The sequence below is a fragment of the Mucilaginibacter sabulilitoris genome (assembly GCF_034262375.1).
Taxonomy (GTDB): domain Bacteria; phylum Bacteroidota; class Bacteroidia; order Sphingobacteriales; family Sphingobacteriaceae; genus Mucilaginibacter; species Mucilaginibacter sabulilitoris.
This window is the reverse complement of sequence record NZ_CP139558.1, coordinates 6,708,524-6,734,169: the sequence shown is the minus strand read 5'-3', so window position 1 is coordinate 6,734,169 and position 25,646 is coordinate 6,708,524. Positions and strand designations below refer to the sequence as shown.

At 41.9% G+C, this 25,646-nt stretch carries 22 protein-coding genes; 12 read left to right on the top strand and 10 right to left on the bottom strand.

The window, feature by feature from the left end; genetic code table 11:
* Positions 1–351, bottom strand: coding sequence for a nitrite reductase small subunit NirD (gene nirD / locus SNE25_RS28355; RefSeq protein WP_321562387.1), 351 nt, complete (start codon positions 349–351; stop codon positions 1–3).
* Between the two features lie 140 nt (positions 352–491).
* Complete coding sequence (gene nirB, locus SNE25_RS28350; RefSeq protein WP_321562386.1) at positions 492–2,981, bottom strand: nitrite reductase large subunit NirB; 2,490 nt, start codon at positions 2,979–2,981, stop codon at positions 492–494.
* Between the two features lie 280 nt (positions 2,982–3,261).
* Here nirB and cobA point away from each other — a divergent pair, with 280 nt between their 5' ends.
* On the top strand, positions 3,262–3,990 hold the full coding sequence (gene cobA, locus SNE25_RS28345; protein ID WP_321562385.1) for a uroporphyrinogen-III C-methyltransferase: 729 nt from the start codon (positions 3,262–3,264) through the stop codon (positions 3,988–3,990).
* Between the two features lie 22 nt (positions 3,991–4,012).
* Complete coding sequence (locus SNE25_RS28340; protein ID WP_321562384.1) at positions 4,013–4,372, top strand: DUF7009 family protein; 360 nt, start codon at positions 4,013–4,015, stop codon at positions 4,370–4,372.
* A 2-nt stretch (positions 4,373–4,374) separates the two neighbouring features.
* Here SNE25_RS28340 and SNE25_RS28335 read toward each other — a convergent pair whose 3' ends face one another.
* Together SNE25_RS28335 and SNE25_RS28330 are read right to left on the bottom strand one after the other, a co-directional pair.
* Positions 4,375–6,222: a chloride channel protein gene (locus tag SNE25_RS28335; protein WP_321562383.1), complete on the bottom strand. Its 1,848-nt coding sequence runs from the start codon at positions 6,220–6,222 to the stop codon at positions 4,375–4,377.
* A gap of 82 nt (positions 6,223–6,304) precedes the next feature.
* The gene (locus SNE25_RS28330) at positions 6,305–6,958 is read right to left on the bottom strand and encodes a Crp/Fnr family transcriptional regulator (protein WP_321562382.1); all 654 of its coding nucleotides are present in this window, start codon (positions 6,956–6,958) and stop codon (positions 6,305–6,307) included.
* Between the two features lie 316 nt (positions 6,959–7,274).
* Between SNE25_RS28330 and SNE25_RS28325 the strand changes: the two genes are divergently transcribed.
* Positions 7,275–9,152, top strand: a complete 1,878-nt coding sequence (locus SNE25_RS28325; RefSeq protein ID WP_321562381.1) for a chloride channel protein — start codon at positions 7,275–7,277, stop codon at positions 9,150–9,152.
* 19 nt (positions 9,153–9,171) lie between these two features.
* Here SNE25_RS28325 and SNE25_RS28320 read toward each other — a convergent pair whose 3' ends face one another.
* Both SNE25_RS28320 and SNE25_RS28315 read right to left on the bottom strand, forming a co-directional pair.
* Positions 9,172–9,459 (bottom strand): hypothetical protein, encoded by a 288-nt coding sequence (locus SNE25_RS28320; protein WP_321562380.1) that lies wholly within the window; start codon positions 9,457–9,459, stop codon positions 9,172–9,174.
* A complete protein-coding gene (locus SNE25_RS28315) occupies positions 9,456–9,815 on the bottom strand; it encodes a DUF488 domain-containing protein (RefSeq protein WP_321562379.1) in 360 nt (119 codons plus the stop codon). Before SNE25_RS28315 ends, SNE25_RS28320 begins: the two co-directional genes overlap by 4 nt.
* A 127-nt stretch (positions 9,816–9,942) precedes the next feature.
* On the opposite strand from SNE25_RS28315, the gene SNE25_RS28310 reads away from it, so the two are divergent.
* The 4 genes from SNE25_RS28310 to SNE25_RS28295 all read left to right on the top strand — a co-directional run bounded on the left by SNE25_RS28310 (position 9,943) and on the right by SNE25_RS28295 (position 13,348).
* On the top strand, positions 9,943–11,007 hold the full coding sequence (locus SNE25_RS28310) for an LA_2272 family surface repeat-containing protein (protein ID WP_321562378.1): 1,065 nt from the start codon (positions 9,943–9,945) through the stop codon (positions 11,005–11,007).
* Between the two features lie 115 nt (positions 11,008–11,122).
* Positions 11,123–11,692 (top strand): porin family protein, encoded by a 570-nt coding sequence (locus SNE25_RS28305; protein WP_321562377.1) that lies wholly within the window; start codon positions 11,123–11,125, stop codon positions 11,690–11,692.
* Between the two features lie 100 nt (positions 11,693–11,792).
* The gene (locus SNE25_RS28300) at positions 11,793–12,368 is read left to right on the top strand and encodes an RNA polymerase sigma-70 factor (protein ID WP_321562376.1); all 576 of its coding nucleotides are present in this window, start codon (positions 11,793–11,795) and stop codon (positions 12,366–12,368) included.
* A complete protein-coding gene (locus SNE25_RS28295; RefSeq protein ID WP_321562375.1) occupies positions 12,365–13,348 on the top strand; it encodes a FecR family protein in 984 nt (327 codons plus the stop codon). The genes SNE25_RS28300 and SNE25_RS28295 overlap by 4 nt, the downstream gene beginning before the upstream one ends.
* A gap of 115 nt (positions 13,349–13,463) precedes the next feature.
* On the opposite strand, the gene SNE25_RS28290 is transcribed toward SNE25_RS28295, so the two are convergent.
* Entirely contained in the window at positions 13,464–15,137 is a 1,674-nt protein-coding gene (locus SNE25_RS28290) for a peptidase associated/transthyretin-like domain-containing protein (protein ID WP_321562374.1), read from the bottom strand.
* 452 nt (positions 15,138–15,589) lie between these two features.
* On the opposite strand from SNE25_RS28290, the gene SNE25_RS28285 reads away from it, so the two are divergent.
* Positions 15,590–16,345, top strand: a complete 756-nt coding sequence (locus tag SNE25_RS28285) for a glucose 1-dehydrogenase (protein ID WP_321562373.1) — start codon at positions 15,590–15,592, stop codon at positions 16,343–16,345.
* A gap of 119 nt (positions 16,346–16,464) precedes the next feature.
* On the top strand, positions 16,465–17,049 hold the full coding sequence (locus SNE25_RS28280; RefSeq protein WP_321562372.1) for a TetR/AcrR family transcriptional regulator: 585 nt from the start codon (positions 16,465–16,467) through the stop codon (positions 17,047–17,049).
* On the opposite strand, the gene SNE25_RS28275 is transcribed toward SNE25_RS28280, so the two are convergent.
* Positions 17,046–17,519: a CYTH domain-containing protein gene (locus SNE25_RS28275; protein WP_321562371.1), complete on the bottom strand. Its 474-nt coding sequence runs from the start codon at positions 17,517–17,519 to the stop codon at positions 17,046–17,048. The two genes, SNE25_RS28280 and SNE25_RS28275, sit on opposite strands and share 4 nt — an antisense overlap.
* A 4-nt stretch (positions 17,520–17,523) precedes the next feature.
* Entirely contained in the window at positions 17,524–18,315 is a 792-nt protein-coding gene (locus SNE25_RS28270; protein WP_321562370.1) for a CHAD domain-containing protein, read from the bottom strand.
* A gap of 481 nt (positions 18,316–18,796) precedes the next feature.
* Here SNE25_RS28270 and SNE25_RS28265 point away from each other — a divergent pair, with 481 nt between their 5' ends.
* On the top strand, positions 18,797–20,014 hold the full coding sequence (locus SNE25_RS28265) for an epoxide hydrolase family protein (protein WP_321562369.1): 1,218 nt from the start codon (positions 18,797–18,799) through the stop codon (positions 20,012–20,014).
* Positions 20,015–20,116: 102 nt separating this feature from the next.
* Here the strand turns inward: SNE25_RS28265 and SNE25_RS28260 are convergent, their stop codons facing one another.
* Positions 20,117–20,722 carry an RNA polymerase sigma-70 factor gene (locus SNE25_RS28260; RefSeq protein ID WP_321562368.1) on the bottom strand — a complete coding sequence of 202 codons (606 nt, stop codon included), beginning with the start codon at positions 20,720–20,722 and terminating at the stop codon, positions 20,117–20,119.
* A 129-nt stretch (positions 20,723–20,851) separates the two neighbouring features.
* On the opposite strand from SNE25_RS28260, the gene SNE25_RS28255 reads away from it, so the two are divergent.
* On the top strand, positions 20,852–22,033 hold the full coding sequence (locus SNE25_RS28255) for a FecR family protein (RefSeq protein ID WP_321562367.1): 1,182 nt from the start codon (positions 20,852–20,854) through the stop codon (positions 22,031–22,033).
* Positions 22,034–22,226: 193 nt separating this feature from the next.
* On the top strand, positions 22,227–25,640 hold the full coding sequence (locus tag SNE25_RS28250; RefSeq protein ID WP_321562366.1) for a SusC/RagA family TonB-linked outer membrane protein: 3,414 nt from the start codon (positions 22,227–22,229) through the stop codon (positions 25,638–25,640).
* Positions 25,641–25,646: the final 6 nt, after the last annotated feature.

The window sequence follows — 25,646 nt, the reverse complement described above, 5'->3', positions numbered from 1 at the left end:
TTAAACAATTCCTATATAAACCTTACCGTCGGCAACTTTTACCGGGTAGGTTTTTATTTGATATTCTTCGCCGGTCAGGCATTCGCCGCTAATGAGTGAAAATGCTTTTTTGTGAAAAGGGCAGGCCACTTTTGGTGTGCAATCTTCGCCGGTGCTGCCTATCATGCCGCGGGAAAGCACCATCTGCTGCTTGTGCGGGCATAAATTTTGAGTGGCGTACCATTCGCCGCGGCGCGAGAAGTTATATAAAGCAATTTGTTCGTTACCATGTTTTACGCAGGCGCCTCCGTTTTCGGGAACATCGTCTGTGTAGCAGGCTAAAACCCATTCAATGTCTGTTATGGTTTCCATATTTCTTGGTTTTTATGAGGAATGATATTTTTAATTTGTCATCCTGAGGAACAAAGGGGCTATTTAATGAATAGATGTTGTTTAATAGATACTTCGCTGTGTTCAGTATGGCAAATGTTTTTAATGGTTAGTTAATTATATTACCACTGTGCTTTTACCTGCTCCCGCATGGTTTCAAATTTTATCGAAGGGTCTTTTTCTTCCGGTGCGTTGATAAAGTGGGCAAAGCGTTTGCGCAGGTTGGGGTTTTCTACAACTTCCTTCCATTCGCAATGGTAGGTATCTACCAGTTGCTGCATTTCTTCATCCAATTTTTCAGCAATCCCCAAGCTGTCATTGATAACCACGTTTTTCAGGTAGCTCATGCCGCCGTCCATTTTATTGAGCCATGTAGCGGTGCGGGTCAGTGGGTCGGCGGTTTTGATGTAAAACATCAGGAACCTGTCTATATATTTAATGCAGGTTGCGCTGTCAACATCGGTAGCCAGTAATTGAGCGTGCTGTGGTTTGGAGCCGCCATTACCGCAAACGTACAGGTTCCAGCCTTTTTCTGTGGCTATGATGCCAAAATCTTTCGACTGAGCTTCGGCGCATTCGCGGATGCAGCCGCTCACCCCGCCTTTTATTTTGTGCGGTGCACGTATGCCTTTATATCTTTCTTCAATTTCAATAGCAAACGATACACTGTCATGTAGTCCGAAGCGGCACCAGGTGCTACCTACGCAACTTTTTACTGTGCGCAGGGCTTTGCCATAGGCATGGCCACTTTCAAAACCGGCATCTATTAATTCCTCCCAAATTTCGGGGAGGTCATTTATGTGCGCGCCGAACATGTCAATGCGCTGGCCGCCGGTTATTTTAGTATATAAACCATATTTTTTAGCAACCTGGCCTATCACGATCAGTTTGTCGGGGGTGATCTCGCCGCCGGGGATGCGCGGTACAACCGAATAAGTGCCGCCCTTTTGTATGTTGGCCAAGTAGCGATCGTTGCTGTCCTGAATGGTGTCCTGTTTTACGATTACATCATTCCACAGGCTCGACAGGATGCTGGCTACAGCCGGTTTGCAAACTTCGCAACCATCGCCCTTGCCAAAATGATCGAGTGCCAGGTCGTAATTTTTCACCTTGTTTATCTTCACTAGGTCAAAAAGCTCCTGACGCGAATAGTCGAAATGTTCGCAAATTACATTTTTAACATACTGGCCATTAGCTTTCATGGTACCGGCAACCAGATCTTTCACCAGTGGCACACAGCCACCGCAGCCAGTGCCTGCTTTGGTGCATTTTTTAATCTCATCAATGCTGCAGGCGCCATCATTAACAGATGAACAAATTGCCGATTTGGTTACGGCTTCGCATGAGCAAATCAGTGCCTCGTCGGGCAGGTTCATTACGCCTGCGCCTTCATTGGCTTCACTTCCCCGGGAGCCTAATATCAGGTCTTCAGGATTGGGTGGTAGGGTTATTTTGTTATTTACGGTTTGCAGCAGCATATTGTAAGCATCTGCATCGCCTATTAATATGCCACCCAGTAAATGCTTGCCATCGTTGGTGATATTGATGCGTTTGTATATTCCTTTGTGGGTGTCTTCAAATACAATGGTACGGCAATCGGGTTCAGTAATAAAGGCATCGCCAAAGCTGGCAACATCAACGCCAATTAATTTGAGCTTGGTGCTCATGTCGTACCCGTAGAAACCTTTTTCGCCACCTGTGATATAGGTTGCCACAATGTCGGCCATTTCGTAGCCGGGTGCAACAAGTCCGTATATCATCCCCTCGTAAAGCGCGCACTCGCCTATGGCAAAAATGCACTCATCGCTGGTTTGCATTTTTTCGTTTACGATGATGCCGCCCCGGGTGCCGGTATGTAATCCTGCTAATTTTGCCAGCTCGTCGCGTGGGCGGATACCGGCAGATATAACCATCATGTCAACAGGTAGTCGGGTATCATCGTTAAATTGGAGCGCTTCTATTTTATGATCGCCAACAAAAGCCGCGGTGTTTTTATTGAGGTGGATATTTAGTCCAAGTTTTTTTAATTTGGATAACAACATGCCGCTGCCTGCAGAATCTATTTGCCGGGGCATTAACCGGGGCGCAAATTCTATTACATGTGTTTCTTCTATACCGAGATCAATAAGTGCTTTAGCAGCCTCAAGGCCCAAAAGACCACCACCCATTACTGCCCCAACTTTGGCGTTGGCAGCATAATTTTTAATGAGGTCGAGATCGTCTATGGTGCGATAAACAAATACGCCCTCTTTCTCAACCCCTGGAATATCAGGTACGAAGGCTGATGATCCGGTGGCAAGTACCAGGTAATCGTAACTGATAGTGAGCCCCTTTAGAGAGTGAACAGTTTTTTCTGTCCGGTTTATTTCCTGAACAGGATCATTAAGATGTAACTTTATACCGTTGTCGACATACCAGGAGAGGGTAGAGAGCGATAGGTCGCTTGCCGACTTGCCGTTGAAGTATTCGCTGAGGTGAACCCTGTCATAAGCAATGCGGGGTTCTTCGCCAAAAACAATGATATTGAAATGTGATGATTTAGTTATGAGCTTCTCGCAAAACTTATAACCTACCATTCCATTGCCAACAACTACGATGGTTGGTTGAAACATATCTTAATTTTTTAAATGTTAAAGCAAAAACTGTATTTACAAACGCTTTTGAGTTGCGACCTTAAAGCATTATGGTAACAATATTAACGAATTAAAACATAAAATCAATTTTTTGACTCAATTAAATTTGAAATTTTTGTAATTTTTATGATTTTGATAATATTTATTGGTTCAAATGTTGATTTTTTTAGAGTTTTTTATGATTTAAATCAATTTTATGTGTTTTAAATTGATTATAATTGATGATAATTAAGATTTAATTGAATTTTTAGTTTATAATATGAATAACAAAGCTCCATTTCCTGAATTATTTGTGTTAGGGGCCGGTCCTGGCGACCCGGAACTGATTACTGTAAAGGGATATAGGATACTACAGCAGGCTAATGTGATATTATATGATAATTTGGCCAATAAGGCCTTGCTTGATATTGCCAAACCCGACTGCGAAAAAATTTATGTAGGGAAACATCCTTATGGCAGTTATACTCCGCAGGAAACAATTCATGAAATGATAAAACACTATGCTTTTACTAAAGGCAGTGTGGTGAGACTAAAAGGCGGCGACCCTTTTATATTTGGCCGTGGTTTTGAAGAAATTATGTATGCGCGGGAACAAGGTATTAAAACGCATTATATACCAGGCATAAGTAGTATGCAGGCCTCCGGCTTCCTGGATATTCCCTTAACCCACAGGGCCATGAGCGAGGGGGTATGGATCATCACCGGAACAAAGAAAGATGGCACCCTTTCTGCCGATTTAAAACTGGCTATGCAAAGCAATGCCACCGTGGTAATTTATATGGGTATGAAACAAATTGATTCGATAGCCGAAACTTACGTATCACAGAACAGGGGCGAAACACCCGCTGCTATTGTTCAGCACGCATCACTACCGCAACAAAAGGTAGTCCGGGGCCTGGTTAAGGATCTTCGGAAAATCGCCGATTCGCAACAGCTAACTCACCCGGCAATTATTATTATAGGAGAGGTTGCAGGTTTATCTGCATAATTATACACCATATATATAGGATATGAAAATAAGGATTAAAGGTAACTCATTACGGTACCGGCTTACCAAAACGGATGTTGAACGTTTTTCAAGTGAGGGTTATCTGGAAGAAAAAACCATTTTTGGCACAGGTGAGCTTGTTTATGCGTTGCAGCTTTATGATGAAGGCAGGTTATCTGCCAGTTTTGATGATAATAAGATCACACTTTTTATGCCTAAACAAATGGCCGGGGATTGGGCAGCTACTGACAGGGTTGGATTTGAGGAAACCAATGGTCCGCTTTATTTATTAATTGAAAAAGATTTTGTGTGTTTGGATAACGTAGCCGAAGATCAAAGTGATAATTATCCAAATCCGTTATTGAGCAAGCAGGCCAGTTAAATTTATCCTGAATATTCTTTGAGCAATTCGCGGTAACGGTTTAATATGCTCGATTTGGAGATGAAACCTATAAACTTTCTGTCATCAACAACCGGGAGGTTCCATGTGCTGGTTTCGTCAAATTTTTTAATGATCAGTCTTACATCATCAGTTGAATTTATCAAGGCTGGGGGCGAGATCATTACTTTTTGAACATTTAGATCCTCATACTGGTCCTTATTAAACATCACTGGCCTGATGTCATCAAGCCTGATGATGCCCTCTAGCAGGTGATCGTCATTGGTTACCGCCAGGAAATTTCTTTTTCCAACTTTTATCAGGTCTATCAGTTCGCCAAAGGAGGCGTTGATATTAATTTCCTGTATGTTTTTTTCAATCAGTTCGGGGGCATGCAACAACGATAACAGATTTTGGTCATGTTCGCGGGTAAATATCTTGCCCTCCTGAGCCAGTAATTTTAAATCAGGCGATATGGCCGAAAAGCGTTTGGCAATCAGAAACGAGGTTACCGAAACAATCATGAGCGGTATAAACAGGTCATAACCTGTGCTTGCCTCGGCTATCAGAAATATGGCGGTTAGCGGCGCATATAATACACCGCTGGTTACCCCGGCCATGCCAACAATTACCATATTGGTTACAGGCACATCAGTGATGCCTAACTGGGTGCATAGCGTAGCAACAAAAAAGCCCAGCGTTCCGCCGGCAAACAGGGCCGGTGCAAAATTACCGCCGTTGCCGCCCCCGAAAATGGTAAGTGAGGTAGCAAAGGCTTTTAAGAGACAAATAAATCCTAAAAACAACAGAATAAACCATTGCCGAAAAGTGAAGTACTTAAAAAAGCTAACCGCCATAATAGCCTCTATCTGCCCGGTGGCCCAGCCTTTAACCGTTGTATAACCTTCTCCAAATAATGGGGGGAACAAAACACATAGCAACGAAAGCAAAGAGCCCGCAATTACCGCTTTTTGCAGACGACTTCTTTTTGAATGTTTAAACTGGTGTTCAACCCATTGGGATATTACTACAAAGTACCGGGCATAAAAGCCGCAAATTATTCCGAGTACTATATAAAATGGTATGTTTTTATAATTAAATGGATGCCGCGTAGCAAATTGAAACAAGGCCTCTTCATTAAGAATTACTTTTGATATTAAACTACCGCAAACGGCGGCTACTACCAGTGGAATAAAATCGGTAAATACAACACCGGTAAGCAATATTTCAAATGCGAACATCATGCCTGCTATTGGGGCGTTAAATGCCGAAGCTATACCGGCTGTAGCACCGGCCGCCAATAAAAGGGTGCGGTCTTTATAGTCCAACTTATAAGTCCGGGCAAAATTGGAGCCGATTGCCGATCCGGTTACGGCGATGGGGCTCTCTAAACCTGCCGACCCGCCAAGGCCCACTGTAATGGCACTTTGTACAATTTGCGAATACATTTTTACCGGGGAAACCAGGCTGGAGTTTTGGGCAATTTCATACAAAATTGCGGGAATACCCTTTCGGTCGTTGCCACGATAAATGTATAAAACAACCAAGGTAGTGAGTACAATACCCAATAGCGGGAATATGATATAAAAAACAATCTGCTGTTCGAATTGAAATTTAGTGGTGATGAGGGTGTGAATATGGTGTACCAGTAATTTTAAAATTACCCCCGCCAAACCAGCGGTACAACCAACCAGTATACCCGACAAGATAAGAAAGTGGCTGTGTGAAAGATAGTTGCGTATCCAGAGCAAGATGATTTCATAACTTTTTACTTTTTGCACACTGTTGGCCCTGAAATCTCTTTGAAACTTTAAAAAATTATGAAACCGTTTTAATTTGCTGTATTTACTCACTTTTTACCTCCGTGCGCAATTTAAGCATTAATTAAATGCGATGTTTAAAAATGCTAATACAGAAAAGATTTCGGAGGAGTTCCTATTTTTTACGGCTCAAGGTTATTTCTTTTAAAGCGGCCTCATTTAACAGTTTGAAGCTTTTGCCGTCGAGTTCAATCAGATTGTTTTGTATAAACTCCTGGGTTACCTTAAAAAAAGTTTCATACACTACGCTGGCATAGGATGATATATCCTGGCGGGTGAGTTCGATATCAACAAATCCAGCTTCATTTAAGCCAAATTGGCTTCTGAGCGATAGTAATGCCTGAGCTATACGTTCTTTTACCGGCATGTGAGCCAGGTTGCGCATCCGTTTCTCTGATTCCTGCAGCTCATTGGCTAAAAACTTCATCAATTTGTACGTGAGCTGACTGTTTACATTTAATGATGATTCAAAGAAATCCATTTTAACGTAGCAAACAATTCCGGGTTCGATAGCTGTAGCCGAAACCGGATAGGTTAAAGTATCGCCCAGACCCAGGTGCCCCACGATATCGCCTTGCTTTGCAAATCGCAGGATCAGGTCTTTTTCCTGGTCCCATTGCTTATGCACTTTTACAACACCTTTGTACATAAAGTATATGCCGGTAACGGCATCACCTTCTTTAAATAATTGCTGCCCTTTTTTTAATGTAAAGTTTTCGCGATTGGTAGCTATAGCGGGTATCCAATCGTTAATGCAATTTCTGCACATGTAGCAGGTATTAAGATCGCATGAATGTGAGGTTTTTGTCATAGATGTTGGTTAACAGCCGTATTTACTGAATAGTTTGCCTGGGCAAAGGTATCATTCTTGTAATATTGAAATACTTGTATTTTGTCATTTTATTGTTTTTGTAATAAAATACACCATTAAAAATTAAATTTGTATTATTTTATATTGTTTGTACAATATAATTACAAAAAATTTCTTTACTTAAATCCTAATTATCTGTAATTTTGCACTTGAAAAAAATGGCCGGCCATTTAATAAGTAAAACATAGGTTAGCCGCTAAAGGAAATGAAAAAAATGACAAATAAAATAGGGATACCTATTTCACCGGCGTTAAGTAATGTGGAAAATCCTGCCGGTAATTCCAGTAACAACAGTGGTTTTTTAAAAAAACGTTTAGTTTTTATATCGTGTTTATCGGTAACGGTGGCTATGGCCATCAGTGTTATCGCTAAAATTTTAATTTACCTTATTAACCTGGTTACTAATATTTCCTTTTACGGATCATTTGAGTTTGGCTTTCATTCCCCTGCAAATAATCACTTGGGTATATGGGTTGCGGTTATTCCGGCAATAGGCGGTGTGTTAGTGGGTATTATGGCCTTTTATGGTTCAAAAGCGATAAGGGGGCATGGTATCCCGGAAGCTATGGAACAAATATTGGTTAATGATAGTAATATCAAACCGTCTATTACCTTTTTAAAACCCATATCGTCAGCTATAGCTATTGGTACAGGTGGCCCGTTTGGCGCCGAGGGACCGATCATCGCTACCGGCGGGGCATTGGGGTCAACGCTCGGACAGTTGTTTAAAATAACAGCAAACGAACGTAAGATCATTTTAGCATCCGGCGCAACGGCGGGTATGTCGGCCATTTTTGGTACGCCAATAGCAGCCGTGTTTCTGGCTATTGAACTGTTATTGTTTGAGTTTTCTCCTAAGTCTATATTACCTGTGGCGCTGGCCTGTATCACAGGCGCGGCAGGGCATCATTTGCTGTTTGAATCGGGCCCGGTGTTTCCAATGCCCGATCTGGTTACACCGTCAAACCTGGCCCTGGGCATTTACAGCTTTATGGGTATCATTATTGGTTTTTTGTCGCTCGGCATTACCAAAATAGTATATATCATTGAGGATTATTTTGAGGAATTACCTATCCACTGGATGTGGTGGCCTGCTATTGGCGGTTTAGCGGTAGGTATCATTGGTATTTTTGCCCCGCATACGCTTGGTGTAGGATATGATAATATTACCGGGTTACTATCGGGCAAATGGCCGTTAACGCTTATTTGCAGCTTGTTGTTTTTGAAATTCTTGTCATGGGCTATTGCTTTAGGCAGCGGAACCTCGGGCGGTACGCTGGCGCCACTATTAACCATGGGCGGCGCAGCCGGGGCGCTTACCGGCACGTTGGTATTAATACTTTTCCCTAATTCAGGTGTTAATATACCCATGTCGGCATTAATTGGCATGTCGGCTATGTTTGCGGGAGCTTCAAGAGCTTATTTGACCAGTATCACCTTCGCGCTGGAAGCTACTATGCAATCACACGCTTTGCTGCCTTTGCTTGGCGCTTGTACGGCAGCTTACATGGTTTCATTTTTCCTGATGGAGAACACCATCATGACCGAAAAGATAGCCCGCCGCGGCATTTTTACTCCCGATTCTTTTGAACCTGATCTGCTACAAAAAATGCATGTTTCACAAGTGATCAGTGATGAGGGCACCATAATAAATGTTAACAGCACTATTGCCGATGTAAGGAGCTGGGTTAACACAAACAACATCCACGATAACTATTTTATTATGGTTAATAACGACGGAGAGTTTAGCGGCACCTTAAAGCTAACGGATATTTACAGCAATGAGCTTGATCCTGAGTCGGCTTTGGTAGGAATGCTTAAGAAAGAAGTAAACGCATCTGTTAACAATACCGATACCCTGCGTTATGCTATGGAGACCATGTCGAAAACAGAAGTAGAAGTATTACCTGTATTATCGGCTACAGATCATAAAGTAATAGGCATACTATCATACCGTGATATTATATCGGCCTTTAAAATAGATGCCGATAAAACGCAGTCGCCCTATGTGAAAATTTCCCTCAAACGCCAGCGCATGAAAATGTTGGTTCGTGGCAGGAAAACGGTTACTGTTGACCACGATACAAAATAAGACATTTCCGGAACTGTGCTTATGAAATATAAGGCAGTATCCGGATCTCCGTATTTGCCAGTTCATCACTTATACTTAGCTGGCAGGATAAACTAATTTCGACTTTGTTTGATAAGTTGCGGGATTGTTGCGCTACCATACAGGTGGCGCAACGCCCCATCCCGTCACACCTGCCAAAATTTGGAGGCTGTATGTGATCGTTGATCAGTTCGCGCAGGTCATCATATTCCCCCTTAAAGGTTTTTATACGATAAGATTCGTCATTATACAGCAGGGTGAATTCAATGTAATGTTTAAAAAACATCATTGCTTTAATTCCCCTTGCAAAAATTGCTTCAGAACCCGGGCATGGTTCTGTTGTTCGTTATTGGCGGCGTACAATAAGGTAACGGCCTCACTTTCTTTTATTAGTTCCACCAGCTCCCTAACGCTTTCCTGCACTTTGAGCTCTGCTATGTAATCCTGCTGAAATTTGGGCCAATCCTGTGGGTTGCTGTGAAACTCTTTACGCAAAGCGGTTGATGGGGCCACACCTTTCATCCACTTGTCTATTTGGGCCCGTTCCTTTTTCACTCCGCGGGGCCACAGGCGGTCAATCAATATCCTTATCCCATCTGCTTTATCAGCGGGTTCATATATCCGTTTAACAAATAAGTGTCCCATGTTTGGCCCGGTTAATATCCAATATCATCAAAGATAAGGACAACAGGTTTAAATTTTTTAAAAACAGAGTCAGGGTAAAGTTCATGCAGCGTGTTATAGCTGCAAATACACAATAAATAATACATATATGAACTTTAATTTGTACCAAGACAGTATTCTGTTAACTATTTTAAAAATCTGGACGTTTTTTTTAATAGTATTTACAAGCACCAATATCTACGCTCAAAATAAAGAACGCCCCAGAACAAACGTAGGATTGGTGTATCCCCTGAGCAGTAACTGGACAAGCGCTCCAAGAGATACCAATAATTTTTCGCTCAACCTTATAGCAGGTGTATCCGCGGCCGAGCGAGGAGTTAGCTTAGCCGGTTTCGCCAATATTGTACACAATGATGCCAGTGGCGTACAGGTGGCTGGCTTTTCAAACCATATTGGCAAAATTGCCAATGGGGCTATGTTTGCCGGCTTTATAAATACGTACGGCGGAGGGAAAGGCGTAGCCGTTGCGGGTTTTTCCAATATCTCGGGCAATGGCAGCGGCGCCCAGATAGCCGGGTTCCTGAACAAAGGAGGCGACATTTCATCCGTACAAGTGGCCGGTTTTATGAATATGGCCCGGGAAATGAAAGGCACCCAGATTGCCGGTTTTATGAACTTAGCTAAAAAAGTTAAAGGCGCCCAGATCTCCTTTATAAACATTGCCGACAGCGCAGGTACTCAAATAGGCATCATTAACCTGGCAAAAAACGGCGAAAAGGGTCTAGCTGCAACCATAGACGAGCATCAAACCACATTGTTAACGTTACGTTCGGGGGGGAAAGTGCTTTACGGGATCATCGGCATAGGTTATAATTTCAGCAATAAAAAAGAAAAGTATGCCTGGGAAGCAGGTATAGGCGCGCATGTGTTAACAATTCAGTCATTCAGACTAAATACTGAGCTGGTTAGCAGTGGACTTGAAAGCTTTAAGGGCGAGGATTATACAAAATCATCATTCAGGTTGATGCCAGCATTTAAAATTACCCGCTCGGTTGAACTATTTGGCGGCCCGTCATTCAACTTCGTGAATACCAATAACCCCGAAGGCCAGAAGCTTACGGAACACTATGTTTCCAGCTGGCGCAGAAACAACGGTCGTGACCTTTACGGATTTTATTTTGGCTACACTGCCGGTATACAGGTGCTTTTCTAACAATCACAAACAGTTATTTCTACAAACACAGTAAGGGTAAACACTTACCACAGTGTAATACTACCAAACAACAATAACCATAAATAATCAAGTGAAAACAATCAAAAACCAAAAAATGAAAACAATTAAATTATTCGCGACGGCCATTTTATTTGCGTTAGGCCTTAGTTCGGTAAAAGCCCAGTCATCAGACCCTGAGTTTGGTATTAAGGCTGGGGTTAACTTCTCTACGTTAAAAACGGGCTTGAGCGCTGTTAGTGATAAGGAAGGTAAAATAGGCTTTAATGCAGGTGTATTTGCCAGGGTTGGTAAAGATATTTACTTTCAGCCCGAACTTAACTATGTTACTTTCAGCGACAAATACCGCTTCAATTCCAATTCATACGAGGCGAAATTCAGGCAATTAAACCTGCCTTTAATGGTAGGTTACAAAATAGTGAACACAGCCGATCTGAACTTCCGGGTATCTGCCGGTCCCGATTTGTATTATAGTCTTAAAAAACCGGTAGCTCCGGGCGGCTTTAAATACAAAGACTTTACCGCCGGTGGTGTGTTAAATGCAGGGGTTGATATAGGCAGCCTCACTTTTGATGCCCGTTACAGCCTGGGTTTAAGTAAGTTTAACAAAGAACTTGGGCAAAAAGCCAGCATCTTTAGTCTTGGAGTTGGTTTTAAATTTCAATAATAACTAAGTTTGATTACGCGGGTAGCAGTTACGGCAGCTGCCCGCTTTAAATCATTTTATATCGATTACACATTTACTTTACCGAACCCAATTGCCGATAATGGATAATAAGGAGATGACGGCCAGTTTAGTCAATGATAATGAGACTGTTTTTGAGCAGCTGTTCAAAAAACATTTTAGGGAACTTCATGCTTATGCTTTCTCTTTACTAAAAGACTGGGATGTTGCGGAAGAGATTGTACAGGCGCTGTTTCTTAAACTGTGGGAAAAAAATGAATGGCCAAATATTCAAAATTCCATCAAATCATATCTGTACAAATCGGTGTACCACGATAGCCTTAATTATATAAGGCGGCAAAAAGTGCAACAAAGGTATCAAACCACAACTGCGTATTCAATGAAAAATCATACAGACGACGCTGCCGGTAAACTAAAATTAAGTGAACTGGAGCGGCACTTATATAAAGCCCTGAACAAACTGCCCGAAAAATGCCGGGCCATTTTTCACCTGAGCCGGTTTGAGGAGCTAAAATACCAGGAAATTGCCAACCAGCTCAATATATCAATTAAAACTGTAGAAACGCACATGGGTAAAGCCCTGCGGATACTAAGAAAAGAGATGAAAGAATTTTTACCATTAATTACATTAATGCTATTTAATATGTTTAGGTCATGAAACAGGATATGAGCGAAGATATACTGATCAAATATATTCTTGGGGAAGCAACCGCGACCGAAGCTCAGGAAATTGAGGCCTGGGTAGCGGTGAGTAAAGCTAATGCCAAAAAATTTGAAGAGGTAAAAATTATCCTGGAAACCAGCAAACGCCTGGCACAGGTGAGCCCGCTGGGCGAGGCCGAAGCCTGGGAAAAATTCAAGGAAAAAAGAACTACAGGAAAGGGCGAACCTGCACAGATACGGTCCATTAATTACAATACAAGCTGGTTGCGGATAGCGGCCGCCATTGTAGTTTTAATTGGCGCAGGTTGGGCTGGTTATTATTTATATGAGCAGAGCGGCATGTCATCGCGATTGGTAAGTATTAAAACGTTGAATGAGGTTAGGACAGAAACCCTGCCTGATGGCTCTGTAGTGCATCTCAATAAAAACTCCGGTATAAGTTATACAGGGAATTTCAAGTCAAGGAGAGAGATTAAGCTTACAGGCGAGGCGTTTTTTGAAGTTAAACATAACGAGCATGTACCTTTTACTGTGCAGGTGAATGATATTACCGTAAAGGATATAGGTACAGCCTTTAACATCAAAAGCGAGGCACAAAACACCGAAGTTATTGTAGAGAGCGGGATTGTACAAGTGAGCAAAAGCAATAATTCGGTACAACTGAACCCAAATGAAATGGTAAGCGTAAAGCATGGAGACAAACAGCTTAAAGTTGAAAAAAGCACCGATATGCTATACAATTATTACAGGAGCAATACTTTTGTTGCCAATGGTACACCATTATGGCGGTTAGTTGATATCCTGAATGAAGCTTATGGGGCCAATATTAAAATTGAAAATACCGCTCTGCGCAATGTTCCGATTACGAGCACCTTTAAGTATGAAGATTCGTTAACTAAGGTATTGGAAGTAATTAAATCCACAACTCCCGAAATACATATTGATAAAACCGGGCGGGGTATTATTTTGAAATAAAATTTCTTATTTCAGATAAAAAGGAGCTGATCATTTAATGATCAGCTCCTTTTTTTGTAACAAAAGAAAACCGGGGAACGCGCGATTCCCTCCCTCAGGAGGGGGGGACAGAATTTTACCAAACCAACTGCAGCCCGCCGGTTACTCCAATGCTGAGGGCGGTTAATTTGTCGCTACCTATATACCTGTTAAGTAGCCATCCGTTAATTTTCGCTTCGTCGCTTAAGTCGGCAGATGTTACGTTAAATGAAGGACCTGCAAATACCCTTATGAGTTTACTGAACTTATAACCAGGCAACACTTTAAATGAATTGATTTGATAAAACTTCCTTTTAAAATTGGTAGTTAATTGCGATGTGCCTTCCATATTTAAAGAAAACTTCGTGTGATTAACAATGTGCGCTCCAAAACCAATATCAAGCGCATATAAAGGTTCGGTGCTGTCAAACTTATATCCAGCACCTATCAATCCGTATAATACCCTGCCGCCGGAGCGGAAATCAAGGTGGGTAAACAAACTTTCATCGGTACTTATAGCCAAACTTTTTTCACCATTTTTAATAAAATTGATGATACCTATGGGGTAGTCGCTGGTGTCGGCGATATTGACTAAAGCAAACTGAAAGCCTTTTACTTTTTTTGCCCTGTTAAACAGAGCTGCAAATTGCGAACCCGCTTCATTGGCAGACCAATTATAGAAACCGGCAAGCTGAAATCCGTTTGATTGCCCAGTGGTATTGAATAGGGCCGCGAACTGCATGCCGCTGTTAAGGCTCCGGGCCCGGTTAAATGCTCCCGCAGCCTGAAAGCCGCTTGCCTGCTGGTCGACATTGAACAAACCAGCCATTTGTACGCCGGTAAAATTATTCGCCCTGTTAATAAGGCCGGCTGCCTGAAAGCCTTTGGCGTTATTAAGCACGTTGTTATAAGCGCCGGCCAATTGAATACCTTTGGTACTACCGCCAACAACATTAAATATACCGGCAGCCTGGAAAAAAGTCATGTCTTTTTTATTGATGTTAAATAAACCAGCCATTTCAACGCCATCTATCCCCGCGGTGTATCCTCCTAAAATGTTATAGGAAACATGATCAACTATCTGACTGTTATACATGCCATGCGAACTTAATCCGGGAATTAGCGAAACCTGGTAAGGGCGTGAAGCAAAAAAATTACCGAGATTCATACCCTGTATCAGTTGTTTTGAACTGATAAAGAAACGGGCAAAGCGGCTGTGTTCAACACCATTCCCCGAGCCGTCATCAGGGTAATATTTATATTTCCGGTTATTATGTTTAGAATCTACATTAACTACAGGTAATAGATAAAGTGACGTGTCCCGGTAATTTTCTTTAGTTACTGTAAGCAAAAGCGATCCGCTCCAGTTTTTGAGTTTAAGCTCAAAATAACCCTTATTATCTGTAAGGGTTGATACCAATAAGTTCTTTTCGTAAACGCTGGCCTGGGTTATCTCTTTTTGGTTTGAGGCATCGTTCACATAGCCTTTTACTAACCCCAGGTCCTTATCAACTTCGGCAGTTAAATGCAGCCTGCCGGGGGCATGTCTTAGTACTATATATCCGGGTACCTCCTTAAATTCATAGCTTTCACCCAATAACTTATCAAGCAGACTAAAAAGCGTGCCCCGGTAACCAGAAACGGATACTATACTGTCGGCAGGGATTGTTTTGTTATTGTAAGCGAAATAGAAATTGCCTTTTTTGGCAATTTTATCAAGTACGTTACCCATACGCTGTTCTTTAATGTCGCCAATGCTAATCTCTTTCATCAAATTATTTTGGGCGTACAGGCTTGTACAAAAAAATGCAACTATCAAGAACGTGGAGGATTGGGCTATAAGTTTGCGGTTTACAGTCATTCAATTTTATTTGTTTTTACAATCCTGAGCAGCCTCTGCCATCCAAAATTATAGAATTAAGCGATACGGTGTATGATGTAACACGTACGCCGGATTTTACCCTTACTGTTTTTTAAATTATTTTAGTTAGATACCAATTAGATCAAATAGTGACAAATTATTTTTAAATGATTTACGTGCCAAAAGTCCGGATTTCTGAAAGATATTCAGCCACTTATAAAGGGGATTTTACAGCGCATTATCATTTGATTGTCAATTACATCCTAAAGGGGAATAATTATGAAAAATATTTTGGAACGATCGTTTCAAAATACTTATCTTTGAGTCATCAAATCAAAACAACAAATCTTAAACATTGAAAAATGAATAATTTAACAAACAAAGTGGCTGTAGTTACAGGTGGTAATAGCGGCATTGGTTATGCAGCAGCAAGCGAATTAATAGCACAAGGCGCAAAAGTTGTTATTACAGGCCGTAACAGGGTAGCTGTGGAAAAAGCCGCTAAAGAGCTTGGCGCAACAGGCATTGTATCTGACCAGGGTAAGATAGAACAGATAGATGAATTAGCCGCCGCCGTAAAAGAACAATTTGGCAAGGTTGATATTCTGTTCCTGAATGCAGGGATTGCAACCTTTAGTCCGGTTGAAACCGCTACAGAAGAGCATTATGATTCGATAATGAACCTGAATGTAAAAGGGGTTTACTTTACCGTTCAAAAATTTATCCCCTTATTAAATGATGGTGGTTCTGTTATCTTTAACGCTTCTGTAAACGCGGTATTGGGTGTGGCCGATAGCAGTGTTTACGCGGCAAGTAAAGCGGCTGTGTTATCATTTAATAAAGTATTGGCCCGTGAATTGGCTCCACGTAAAATTCGTGTAAATGCAATTTCTCCAGGGCCGGTTACAACTCCATTGTACGATAAATTGGGTTTAGAGCAGGAGCAGGTTGATGGATTTGGTGCAGCTTTAAGTTCAAGAATATTGCTTAACCGTTTCGGAAAATCAGAAGAAATTGCCAATGTGGTAAGGTTCCTGGCTTCTGACGATTCATCATTTATTACCGGTACCGAAATCACTGTTGATGGTGGCTTAACGGTAAATGCGGTTATGTATTAAATTTTTTTGTAATAATCTGGAACAACCGTTTCAGATTCTAGTTTGTCTGTTTATAATTGCTTGCCTGATTTATTTGCCAACTGTTAAGTAAATCAGGCAACAATCGTTATGAAAAAATTATGGCACGTAAAAAAGAGTTTGATGAAGATGCATTGCTTGACAAAGCAGCAGAGTTATTTTGGAGAAAGGGATACAACGGAACCTCTGCGCAGGATTTGGTTGATGGCCTGGGAATAAATCGGTCGAGCATTTATAATACCTATACCGATAAACGCACGCTGTTTAAAAAAGCATTGTGTCAGTACCAGGCAACTCAAACCGGTGCTATGCTTGCCATGCTGGCCAAAGCCGAAGACGCGGAAAGTACAGTAAATGAAGTTTTTAAGGGTCTTATTAAAGGAAGCATAGAGGATAGTTTGTTGAAAGGTTGTTTTATGGTAAACACCGCCGTTGAACTTGCCGGGCAGGATAAGGAGATAGGCGATATTGTAAATAAAAATAACCAAAGTGTTGAAGATGCTTTAACCAGGCTTATCGAAAAAGGACAGCAGAGTGGCCAATTTTCGACCAAAAACTCCGCCTGTGCTTTAGCAAGATTTATTTTTGCCAGTATCACATCTATAAAAGTAGCTGCCCGTACTGGTGCCGATGAGAAAACGCTGCGTGATATTGCAGACGTCGCATTGTCTGCCCTGATTGCTTAATGCCAATCTTTAAATGGGCGGGTGGCTAAATTGGAGTTAAGATAACGCTCGTCGTCGGTGACCTCTGTAGTAATCCAATGGGGTTTCTCAAAGTTGTCCTGTTCATCGTTAAGCTCTATCTCTGCCACTATTAGTCCTTCATTTGAACCCGAAAACTCGTCCACTTCCCAGGTAAAGCCGCCAAATGGTATGCAGTAGCGTATCTTCTCGGTGCTGTTTTTAGCAAATTCCTTTAATAGCGCTTTGGCGTCGGCAACAGGTATCTCATATTCAAATTCCGTACGGCTCATATTGCTGGTTCCTCTGCCTTTTAAAGTAATATAGCCGTGGGTATCTGTAACCCTTACCCTCACGGTGCGGTTATCGTCATTTAAAATATAACCTTGCTGATAGTGTACGCCGTTTGGCTTGTCCGCCTGGTGCCATTTTTCATGATCAACCAAAAACTTTCTTTCAATTTCCACACCCATAACACTAACTTAATTGTTCAACAGGCAAATCAACGGCGGTTGTAGCCCGGTTATAAAAATCTTTGGTAAGGTTAGTTATTTGATTTTTAAGTTTGGTATGCTGTTTTTTTAATCTGGCTGTTATCACCTTGTCGTTTGCCTGGTGATTTGAAAACAATTCCATTGCAAGAATATGATCATGCCAGTTGCCTATAGCTGTTTGTACCTGTTCCATATAAGGCTCATTAAAACTTAAGTTCAGCGTTGTATGTGTCAGTTTATGATTGTACAGCAATATCTTAACCTGTTTTCTATTCGCATGCAGGTCATCATTAAATTTAAGTTCATTTAAATATCCTGCAATTTGGTGCAGCTGATTTTGGTAAAACAAGCTGATATGTACATTGCTTATTGATTGTATTTTACCTTTTATTGTTTTGTGCGCTACTTTTAACTTTTCCAGGTATTCACTCTTTTTTGATTTGAATTTTTTGCTTGCACTCCGTTGTAACTCATACTGATTGCTCATAAATGATGAATTGCCTATTTGATGTGTTTTACCAAGTTCCTGGTTTATATAGGCATTCCTTATTTCACCTGCTTTTTTAAATACCCGTTTTACGGGGGTAAAATATTTTGTCAATTTGGGGTGATGTTCAGTACTGTCTGATAAGGTCAAAAAGGCGCGTATTTTTTTTACCTGAACCCTGAAACGATGGAGGTCTGCCTGCTCTTCTTTTTTTAAATAAGATTTAAGACTGGTCCTCATTTCCTTCCATTCTTTATCAAAATAGACTATTTCTTCTCTTTTTTTCATACCGGGAAAAGTTGTGTTGTACCACATCACAGCGGTATTTATAAATATACCATTTTTCCTGGTTTGTTGTTTTAAACTGTACGGATGCTTTTGTACCTAAACGATAGCCAGTATAGGATAAAATAGGGCTGGGATTTTCTTGCTTTTTCAGTAAATATTTCAGAATTTTATATGGGGTTTTGATTGTTATCTATCAAACCACATTACACCATTCCTATAATACATCGCTATTATACCCTTCTAATCTATTACACCCTTCTATCACCTTGTTATCACCAAATATGCTATATCTCGTAAAATCGATGCCTGGAATCGTTTAGATGATTTTACTGAAATACCCGGCGCCGCTTTTAGTTCCTTTCGGGGATCAGTAGAAAATAGTTTAACTGCAACTACACCTTTTAGTAAGTCTGATCAATTTTTTAGCTGAACATAATTTTCTACGAGAATTAATAGAATAATAAATATAAAAATTTAAACAATGGAAAGTAACGAAAGCACTATTGCTCCGGCAATAGCATCCGACGAGGAGATTCGGCCTTTTAATTTAAGCAAAGTTCCGCAAGCCGAGCTTGATGAGTTAAAACGCCGGGTCTTGGCCACAAGGTGGCCGGAAAAAGAAACCGTTTCCGATCAAACGCAGGGGGTGCCACTCGCGACAATGAAGGCGCTTGCACACTATTGGGCCACAGAATATGATTGGCGTAAAGTGGAAGCAAAACTGAATGCTTTTCCCCATTTTATAACAGCAATTGACGGACTTGACATTCACTTTATTCACGTTCGTTCGCAACATGAGAATGCTTTACCGCTCATAGTAACGCACGGATGGCCCGGTTCGATCATTGAACAATTGAAGATCATTGGCCCGCTCACAGATCCCACAGCTTATGGTGGAAAGGCCGAGGATGCCTTTCATGTTGTGATTCCATCCATTCCAGGCTATGGATATTCCGGGAGGCCAAGCACTACAGGTTGGGGCCCTTCCCGCATTGCCTACGCGTGGGTAACACTGATGAAGCGTCTTGGATACGAAAAATTTCTGGCACAAGGCGGAGATTGGGGCGGGCTCATTACGGATATTATGGCTGTACAGTCCCCCGAAAATTTACTGGGCATGGCCACAAATTTCCCTTGCACAGTTCCAATTGAAATCAACAATGCGGCATTTGCCGGAGCTCCTGCACCAGACGGTCTCTCCGCCGAAGAAAAACAGGCGTATGATCAATTGGCCTTTTCATACAAACACGTTGCTTATGCTCTAATTATGGGATCGCGTCCACAAACATTACTCGCAACGGCAGATTCGCCTGTCGGCCTTGCCACTATGTTTCTTGATCACGACCAGCCCAGTTTGTCCCTGATTTCACGCTCGTTTGCAGGCGAACCTGAAGGGCTTACCCGTGATGATGTTCTTGACAATATCACATTGTGCTGGCTGACAAACACGGCGGTATCCGGATACCGCATCTATTGGGAGAATAAACATGCCTTTGTAGCTCCCTTAGGTGTTGAAGTCCCGGTTGTAGTGAGCGCTTTTCCTGACGAACTCTACCAGGCTCCACAAAGTTGGGCAGAAAAAGCATATCCCAACCTGATCTATTACAAAAGACATAACAAAGGAGGTCACTTCGCTGCCTGGGAACAACCTGAGCTCCTGGTGAATGATATCCGCGAAGGTTTCAGGTTACTTCGTTAATTGAATAAAGAAGATCAAATAGAATGTAACCGGGGCGTGATTGTAAAACCGCCCCTCGGTTAAATGTTTTTGTATATGTATTTCGGTGATCGACAACTTTAATTATCGTTGTAAAGAAAGTTCTAAAAGACCTATCAAAATTAGTATAGGCAGGTGATATTCCTCAAACTCGCGCCTTAAAAGCTGTAAAGCCTTGCCAATATGCTTTTCTACAGTATTGATGGATATGGACATCTTTTCTGCAATTTCCTTGTATGAAAGGTGCTCATAACGGCTTAGTGTAAAAGCGTTTTTGCATTGCGGCGAAAGCTTATTAACTGCCTCCTGCATTTTTTCCTCCATTTGGCGTGCATATAATCCATCCATTAATTTGTCGGCCACATCATCCTTGTGCAGAAATGCAAAGGCATCAAAATGTTTTGATTGTATCATCCGGGCACGCAACTCATGCAGCGCTTTATTGCGGAGCATGGCATAGAGTAAACCGGCTACTTCGCCTTCGGTATCCAGTTCCTCGCGCTTTTTCCAAAGATCTACAAATACATCCTGCACTAACTCTTCTACAATGTATTCGTCTTGCAGTTTTTTGTAGGCATAACAGGAAAGGGGGGTAAAATAACGGAAATATAGGGCCTCGAATGCTTTTTTATCTCCGCAATGCAAAGCAATAAGCAGTTCATGATCACTGTATGTAGCTGGTTTAATCAAGAATAGAGGCTTACCTGGTTAGATAGATATTACGCAAAATAGATATTTTTCATGGAAATCATAAAAAAAATAAAACTGATATGGCGGTAAGTTTTATTTCATGCAATATGTTAGTAAATAGCCTGAATTATGGTTGATGATTACCATATCAATTTAATAAAAAAGTATCTTGACAACCAGTGTTCACCGGCCGAAAAGCTGGAGATAGAAACCTGGTTTGAGCATTACAGTGGTGGCGATCGTACGTTTTACAACAACGATTCCGGACTGATAAATGACGCTATGTTCCGTTCGCTGGTTAATATCCGCGAAAGAATAACAGCTTCAGAAACCACAGAGGTCGACGGAAAAGAAGTGCGCTTGCAGCCCAAATTTAGATTTCGCTATGCAGCCATCGCGGCAACTGTTTTATTGTTCATCGTTGCCGGGAGTTATTTGGCTATTCATAAAAAAGCGGCCGCACCAAAGCTAGCCCGGCGTAGTTTGCCAAAAGCAGATACCCCACGATCTACTAATAAAGCTATCCTTACTCTGGCCAATGGTAAAAAGATAGTATTGGATGATGCTAAGAGCGGTAAACTGGCCGTTCAGGGTAATTCATCAGTTACCAAAGCGGTTGATGGCCGCATAATTTATAAAGCTGCAGATCGGGCAGCGTCAAATGATGAGGTAGCATATAACACCATTACCACACCGAATGGAGGGCAGTACCAGGTTGTATTACCCGATGGTTCAAACGTTTGGCTTGATGCGGCTTCAAGCATAACCTATCCTTCGGCATTTACCGGCAATAAAAGACAAGTTAAATTAACAGGTCAAGCTTATTTTGAAGTGGCAAAAAATCACGAAAAACCATTTTTGGTTAATGTTGATGATAAACAGCAAATAGAAGTATTGGGAACGCATTTCAATATCCAGGCCTACCCGGATGACCGCGACGTTAAAACAACCTTACTGGAAGGCTCGGTGAAATTGACCTACAAAAACAACCATGCCATTTTAAAGCCGGGACAAATGGCGGTTAACGCCCCCGATCAGGCATTGCTTATTAAACAGGCAGATGTATACGAAGTAATGGCCTGGAAAAACAACATGTTCGTATTTAATAATGAAAATATAAAAAGCATCATGAAACGCCTCGCCAGATGGTATGATATAGATGTTGCTTTTAATGGAAATATGGAAAATGTGAACTTTTTTGGCAATTATTCACGCTCCAAAGGTTTATCAAACCTACTCAGAGACATTGAACTGATTGATAAAGTACATTTTAAAATAAAAGGAAGGAGGGTAACAGTTACAGCACCATAAAACATACCCATGATCCAAAAACCGGGAGTGTTGCAACCACCCCCGGTATGATTAGCAGATGGGCGCTAATAAGGATCATTTAACCAATTGAGAACGTCAATTAATACCATTAATCCTAAGTCAAATGTATAAAATATTTACTGCACTTAAGTGCGGGAACAAAACCTGCTATGCTCGAAAATTCCTGCTTATTATGAACCTTACTTTTGTATTTCTGTTGGCCATCTTTTTACAGGTAAATGCTGCGAGCCATGCACAGGAGGTTAATCTCAGTGTAAAGGATGCCCCTATTCAGGAAGTATTCAATCAACTAACCAAACAAACAGGCTACAATTTTATCTGCGATGCCAGCCTGATAAAAAAACTAAAGACTGTTACCATTCATGTAACCAAAACATCGCTAAAAGATTTCCTTAGCATCTGTTTTGCAAATCAGCATGTTGATATTCTTTTTAATGACGACAATACCGTAATTATTAAAGAAAAAGCTGTCAGTAAAATAAGAGGCAGCGAAAGTACAAGCGTAACCATAACCGGTAAGGTTACCGATAACAAAGGACAACCGCTGCCTGGTGTTACGGTTACCGAAAAGGGTGCTAATAATGCGGTTATTACCAGCATATCCGGCGACTATTCCATAAAAGTAGCAGGACCAGAGGCAATCCTGGCATTTTCATTTATGGGGTTTGATTCGCAGGAGGTGAAGGTTGGCGGGCGTACAACCATCAATATTAAGTTAGCCGAAAAAACGAATGACCTAAGCGAAGTAGTTGTAGTGGGCTATGGAAGCCGTAAAAAAGCTGATCTGACCGGTGCCATTGCAAGCATGTCTACCGAGAATTTAAAGGAACGCCCCGTAGTTAACTTTGGCGAAGCGATGGCCGGTCAACTGGCAGGCGTACAGGTTCAGCAAACTAACGGTGCTCCCGGTGGAGAGGGGCTGGCTGTAAGGGTAAGGGGTACTGCTTCTATCACCCAATCCAGCTCACCCTTATATGTAGTGGATGGCTATCCAATGGAGGAGGGAGCTTTCCAGCTCGTCAATCCCTCAGATATTGAAAGTTTGCAGGTGCTGAAAGACGCATCATCCACAGCCATATATGGGTCCAGAGGTGCCAACGGTGTTGTAATCATTACTACCAAGAAGGGTAAAGCCGGTTCGGCTTCTATAAGTGTTAACGCTTATCGGGGGTATCAGGACAGGACAAAAACCATCCCGGTTTTAAACAGAGACCAATATGTGCAATGGTTTGTTGATGGCCGCAACCAGGCCTGGCTTGACCAGCCGGTAATAAGCGGCGACCCTAATACCGGGCCGCATACCATTAACGACCCCAACAGCCGCCGAAATTTATATCCGAGCGCCAGCTCATTGTACGTTATACCCGACGGCACCAATGGCTATAAATACAACTTTTTAGATCCGGCTTCAGTAGCGCAAATGCCCGATAATAACTGGCAGGATTTACTGTTTCGGCTGGCTAAAATGGAGCAGTATGAAGTATCTATAACGGGCGGTACCGAAAAAACGAAGTATGCCTTTTCCGGTAGTTTTATGAACCAGGATGGTATCATCATCAATACCGGCTACAAGCGATTCAACTTCCGGAACAATATTGAGTCGCAGATAACCAACCGTTTAAAAATAGGTTTAAACCTAAATGCATACAGTTCAGGTGGCGATGAGCAGGTGAATGGCAAATACTCACCGCTTCAGTTTGCATTACAGCTGCCTCCGATATTTGATTTGCGCAATCCGGATGGCACTTACGGATCTATGGTGCGTAATCCCGAGGTTTTTGCCGGCGATGTGGCTAACCCTATAGGCGTGGCAGAACAAGTGTACACCCACCGTAAAAAGTACGGCTGGTTAGGAACGTTGTATGGGGAGCTGGACCTGATAGAAGGTTTAAAATACCGCATCAATATCAACGGCAGTATCAAGGATAATAACCTGGAAGATTATGAGCCTTCAAATGTAGATTTGGATGCGTCAAAAGCGCCAAGGCCAGCACGGGCTTATAATGAGCGGTATACCGATTATGATTGGGTGATTGAGCAAACGCTTTCCTATAATAAAACATTCGCTAAAAAGCACGATCTGGTTTTATTGGGTGGTTTTTCCAGTCAAAAAAACAGCAGGGATTATATGTATGCAGAAGCGCGCGGCTTTCCAAACGATAATATCCACACGTTAAATGCCGGTAATATGTACCAGCTGAATAATTATAAAACAGATTATTCCATGATTTCCTATTTCGGCCGGGCCAATTATACCTATAATGACCGTTATCTTTTTACGGCTACAGTTCGTAGTGACGGATCATCGCGCTTTGGCGAAAACAATAGATGGGGGGTATTTCCCTCGGCATCGGCTGCCTGGCGTGTTAGTCAGGAAAGCTTCATGTCGGGTATTACCAATACCGTAAATGATTTAAAATTAAGGGCGAGTTACGGTGTTGCCGGTAACAACCGTATTGGTAATTATTCGGCAATTGGCTTGCTCAATACGGGATTTTATCCAACTGGCGGTGTTTTGCAAAGCACTGTAAACCCATCTACCGTACCTAATGACCAGCTGGGATGGGAAAAAGTGCTTCAAAGCAATTATGGGCTTGATATAGGCTTGTTTAATGATCGTATCAGGCTGGAAGCCGATTATTACCGTAGTAAATCGATTGACCTGTTGCTGCAGGTACCTGTACCTACCATAACCGGTTATCCCAACCAAATTCAAAATATAGGTAAAGTGCTGAACACAGGGTTTGAGTTCTTATTAACCACCCGCAACTTAACCGGACCATTCAAGTGGTCGAGCAATTTCAATATCGCGTTTAACAAAAACCGGGTGTTGGAAGTAGGCCCCGGCGGGCAGCCTATATATGCCAGCGCACCAAATGCTAATAACTCTTTTATAACAGAGCCGGGACAGCCTATAGGCAGTTTTTACGGTTATGTTTACCAGGGCGTATTTACAAGCCAGGCAGAACTGGATAAATACCCTCATTTGGCGGGTGATAAAGTTGGCGATGGCCGTTACCTTGACGTGAACGGTGATGGAAAACTTGACCAGACTGATAAAGCGATCATTGGCAACAACCAGCCTAAATTTACAGGCGGCTTCACTAATAATTTTTCTTACAAAAACTTCTCGCTTGCTACCCAGCTTTCTTTTTCATACGGAGCACATGCATTTAGCTTTTTCAAACGTATGGTAGGTATTTATCATGGCGATAGGAATGCGCTGTTGGAACAGGTAGATCGCTGGCGTTCTGTTGATGAGCCTGGTGATGGCATGCATTTCCGTCCCACCCGTAATCCTACAGGTTGGCAGCGTGATCCGTCATCTAACTGGGTAACGGATGCTTCTTACCTGCGTCTTCGCAGTGTTACACTGGCGTATGATTTTACTAAGAGCACGATAAAGGGCTTGAAAATAAACGGATTACGCGTGTATTTAACCGGCCAGAATTTATTTACCTGGACTAAGTACCCTGGTTTCGATCCGGAAACAAGCAGTGAAGATGAGAAGCTTACCCGCGGAGGTGATTATCTGGGATACCCTGCCGCCCGCAGCCTGATTTTAGGTTTAAATCTTACTTTCTAATTAATG

Bases quoted from the DNA above. Each gene is read 5' to 3' on its own strand.
- cobA (WP_321562385.1), top strand. From the start codon at position 3,262: ATGAATAACAAAGCTCCATTTCCTGAATTATTTGTGTTAGGGGCCGGT.
- SNE25_RS28300 (WP_321562376.1), top strand. From the start codon at position 11,793: ATGGATAATAAGGAGATGACGGCCAGTTTAGTCAATGATAATGAGACT.
- SNE25_RS28320 (WP_321562380.1), bottom strand. From the start codon at position 9,459: ATGATGTTTTTTAAACATTACATTGAATTCACCCTGCTGTATAATGAC.
- SNE25_RS28285 (WP_321562373.1), top strand. From the start codon at position 15,590: ATGAATAATTTAACAAACAAAGTGGCTGTAGTTACAGGTGGTAATAGC.
- SNE25_RS28265 (WP_321562369.1), top strand. From the start codon at position 18,797: ATGGAAAGTAACGAAAGCACTATTGCTCCGGCAATAGCATCCGACGAG.
- SNE25_RS28305 (WP_321562377.1), top strand. From the start codon at position 11,123: ATGAAAACAATTAAATTATTCGCGACGGCCATTTTATTTGCGTTAGGC.
- SNE25_RS28275 (WP_321562371.1), bottom strand. From the start codon at position 17,519: ATGGGTGTGGAAATTGAAAGAAAGTTTTTGGTTGATCATGAAAAATGG.
- SNE25_RS28270 (WP_321562370.1), bottom strand. From the start codon at position 18,315: ATGAAAAAAAGAGAAGAAATAGTCTATTTTGATAAAGAATGGAAGGAA.
- nirD (WP_321562387.1), bottom strand. From the start codon at position 351: ATGGAAACCATAACAGACATTGAATGGGTTTTAGCCTGCTACACAGAC.
- SNE25_RS28255 (WP_321562367.1), top strand. From the start codon at position 20,852: ATGGTTGATGATTACCATATCAATTTAATAAAAAAGTATCTTGACAAC.
- SNE25_RS28315 (WP_321562379.1), bottom strand. From the start codon at position 9,815: ATGGGACACTTATTTGTTAAACGGATATATGAACCCGCTGATAAAGCA.
- SNE25_RS28290 (WP_321562374.1), bottom strand. From the start codon at position 15,137: ATGAAAGAGATTAGCATTGGCGACATTAAAGAACAGCGTATGGGTAAC.
- SNE25_RS28250 (WP_321562366.1), top strand. From the start codon at position 22,227: ATGAACCTTACTTTTGTATTTCTGTTGGCCATCTTTTTACAGGTAAAT.
- SNE25_RS28330 (WP_321562382.1), bottom strand. From the start codon at position 6,958: ATGTGCAGAAATTGCATTAACGATTGGATACCCGCTATAGCTACCAAT.
- SNE25_RS28295 (WP_321562375.1), top strand. From the start codon at position 12,365: ATGAAACAGGATATGAGCGAAGATATACTGATCAAATATATTCTTGGG.
- SNE25_RS28340 (WP_321562384.1), top strand. From the start codon at position 4,013: ATGAAAATAAGGATTAAAGGTAACTCATTACGGTACCGGCTTACCAAA.
- SNE25_RS28310 (WP_321562378.1), top strand. From the start codon at position 9,943: ATGAACTTTAATTTGTACCAAGACAGTATTCTGTTAACTATTTTAAAA.
- nirB (WP_321562386.1), bottom strand. From the start codon at position 2,981: ATGTTTCAACCAACCATCGTAGTTGTTGGCAATGGAATGGTAGGTTAT.
- SNE25_RS28325 (WP_321562381.1), top strand. From the start codon at position 7,275: ATGACAAATAAAATAGGGATACCTATTTCACCGGCGTTAAGTAATGTG.
- SNE25_RS28280 (WP_321562372.1), top strand. From the start codon at position 16,465: ATGGCACGTAAAAAAGAGTTTGATGAAGATGCATTGCTTGACAAAGCA.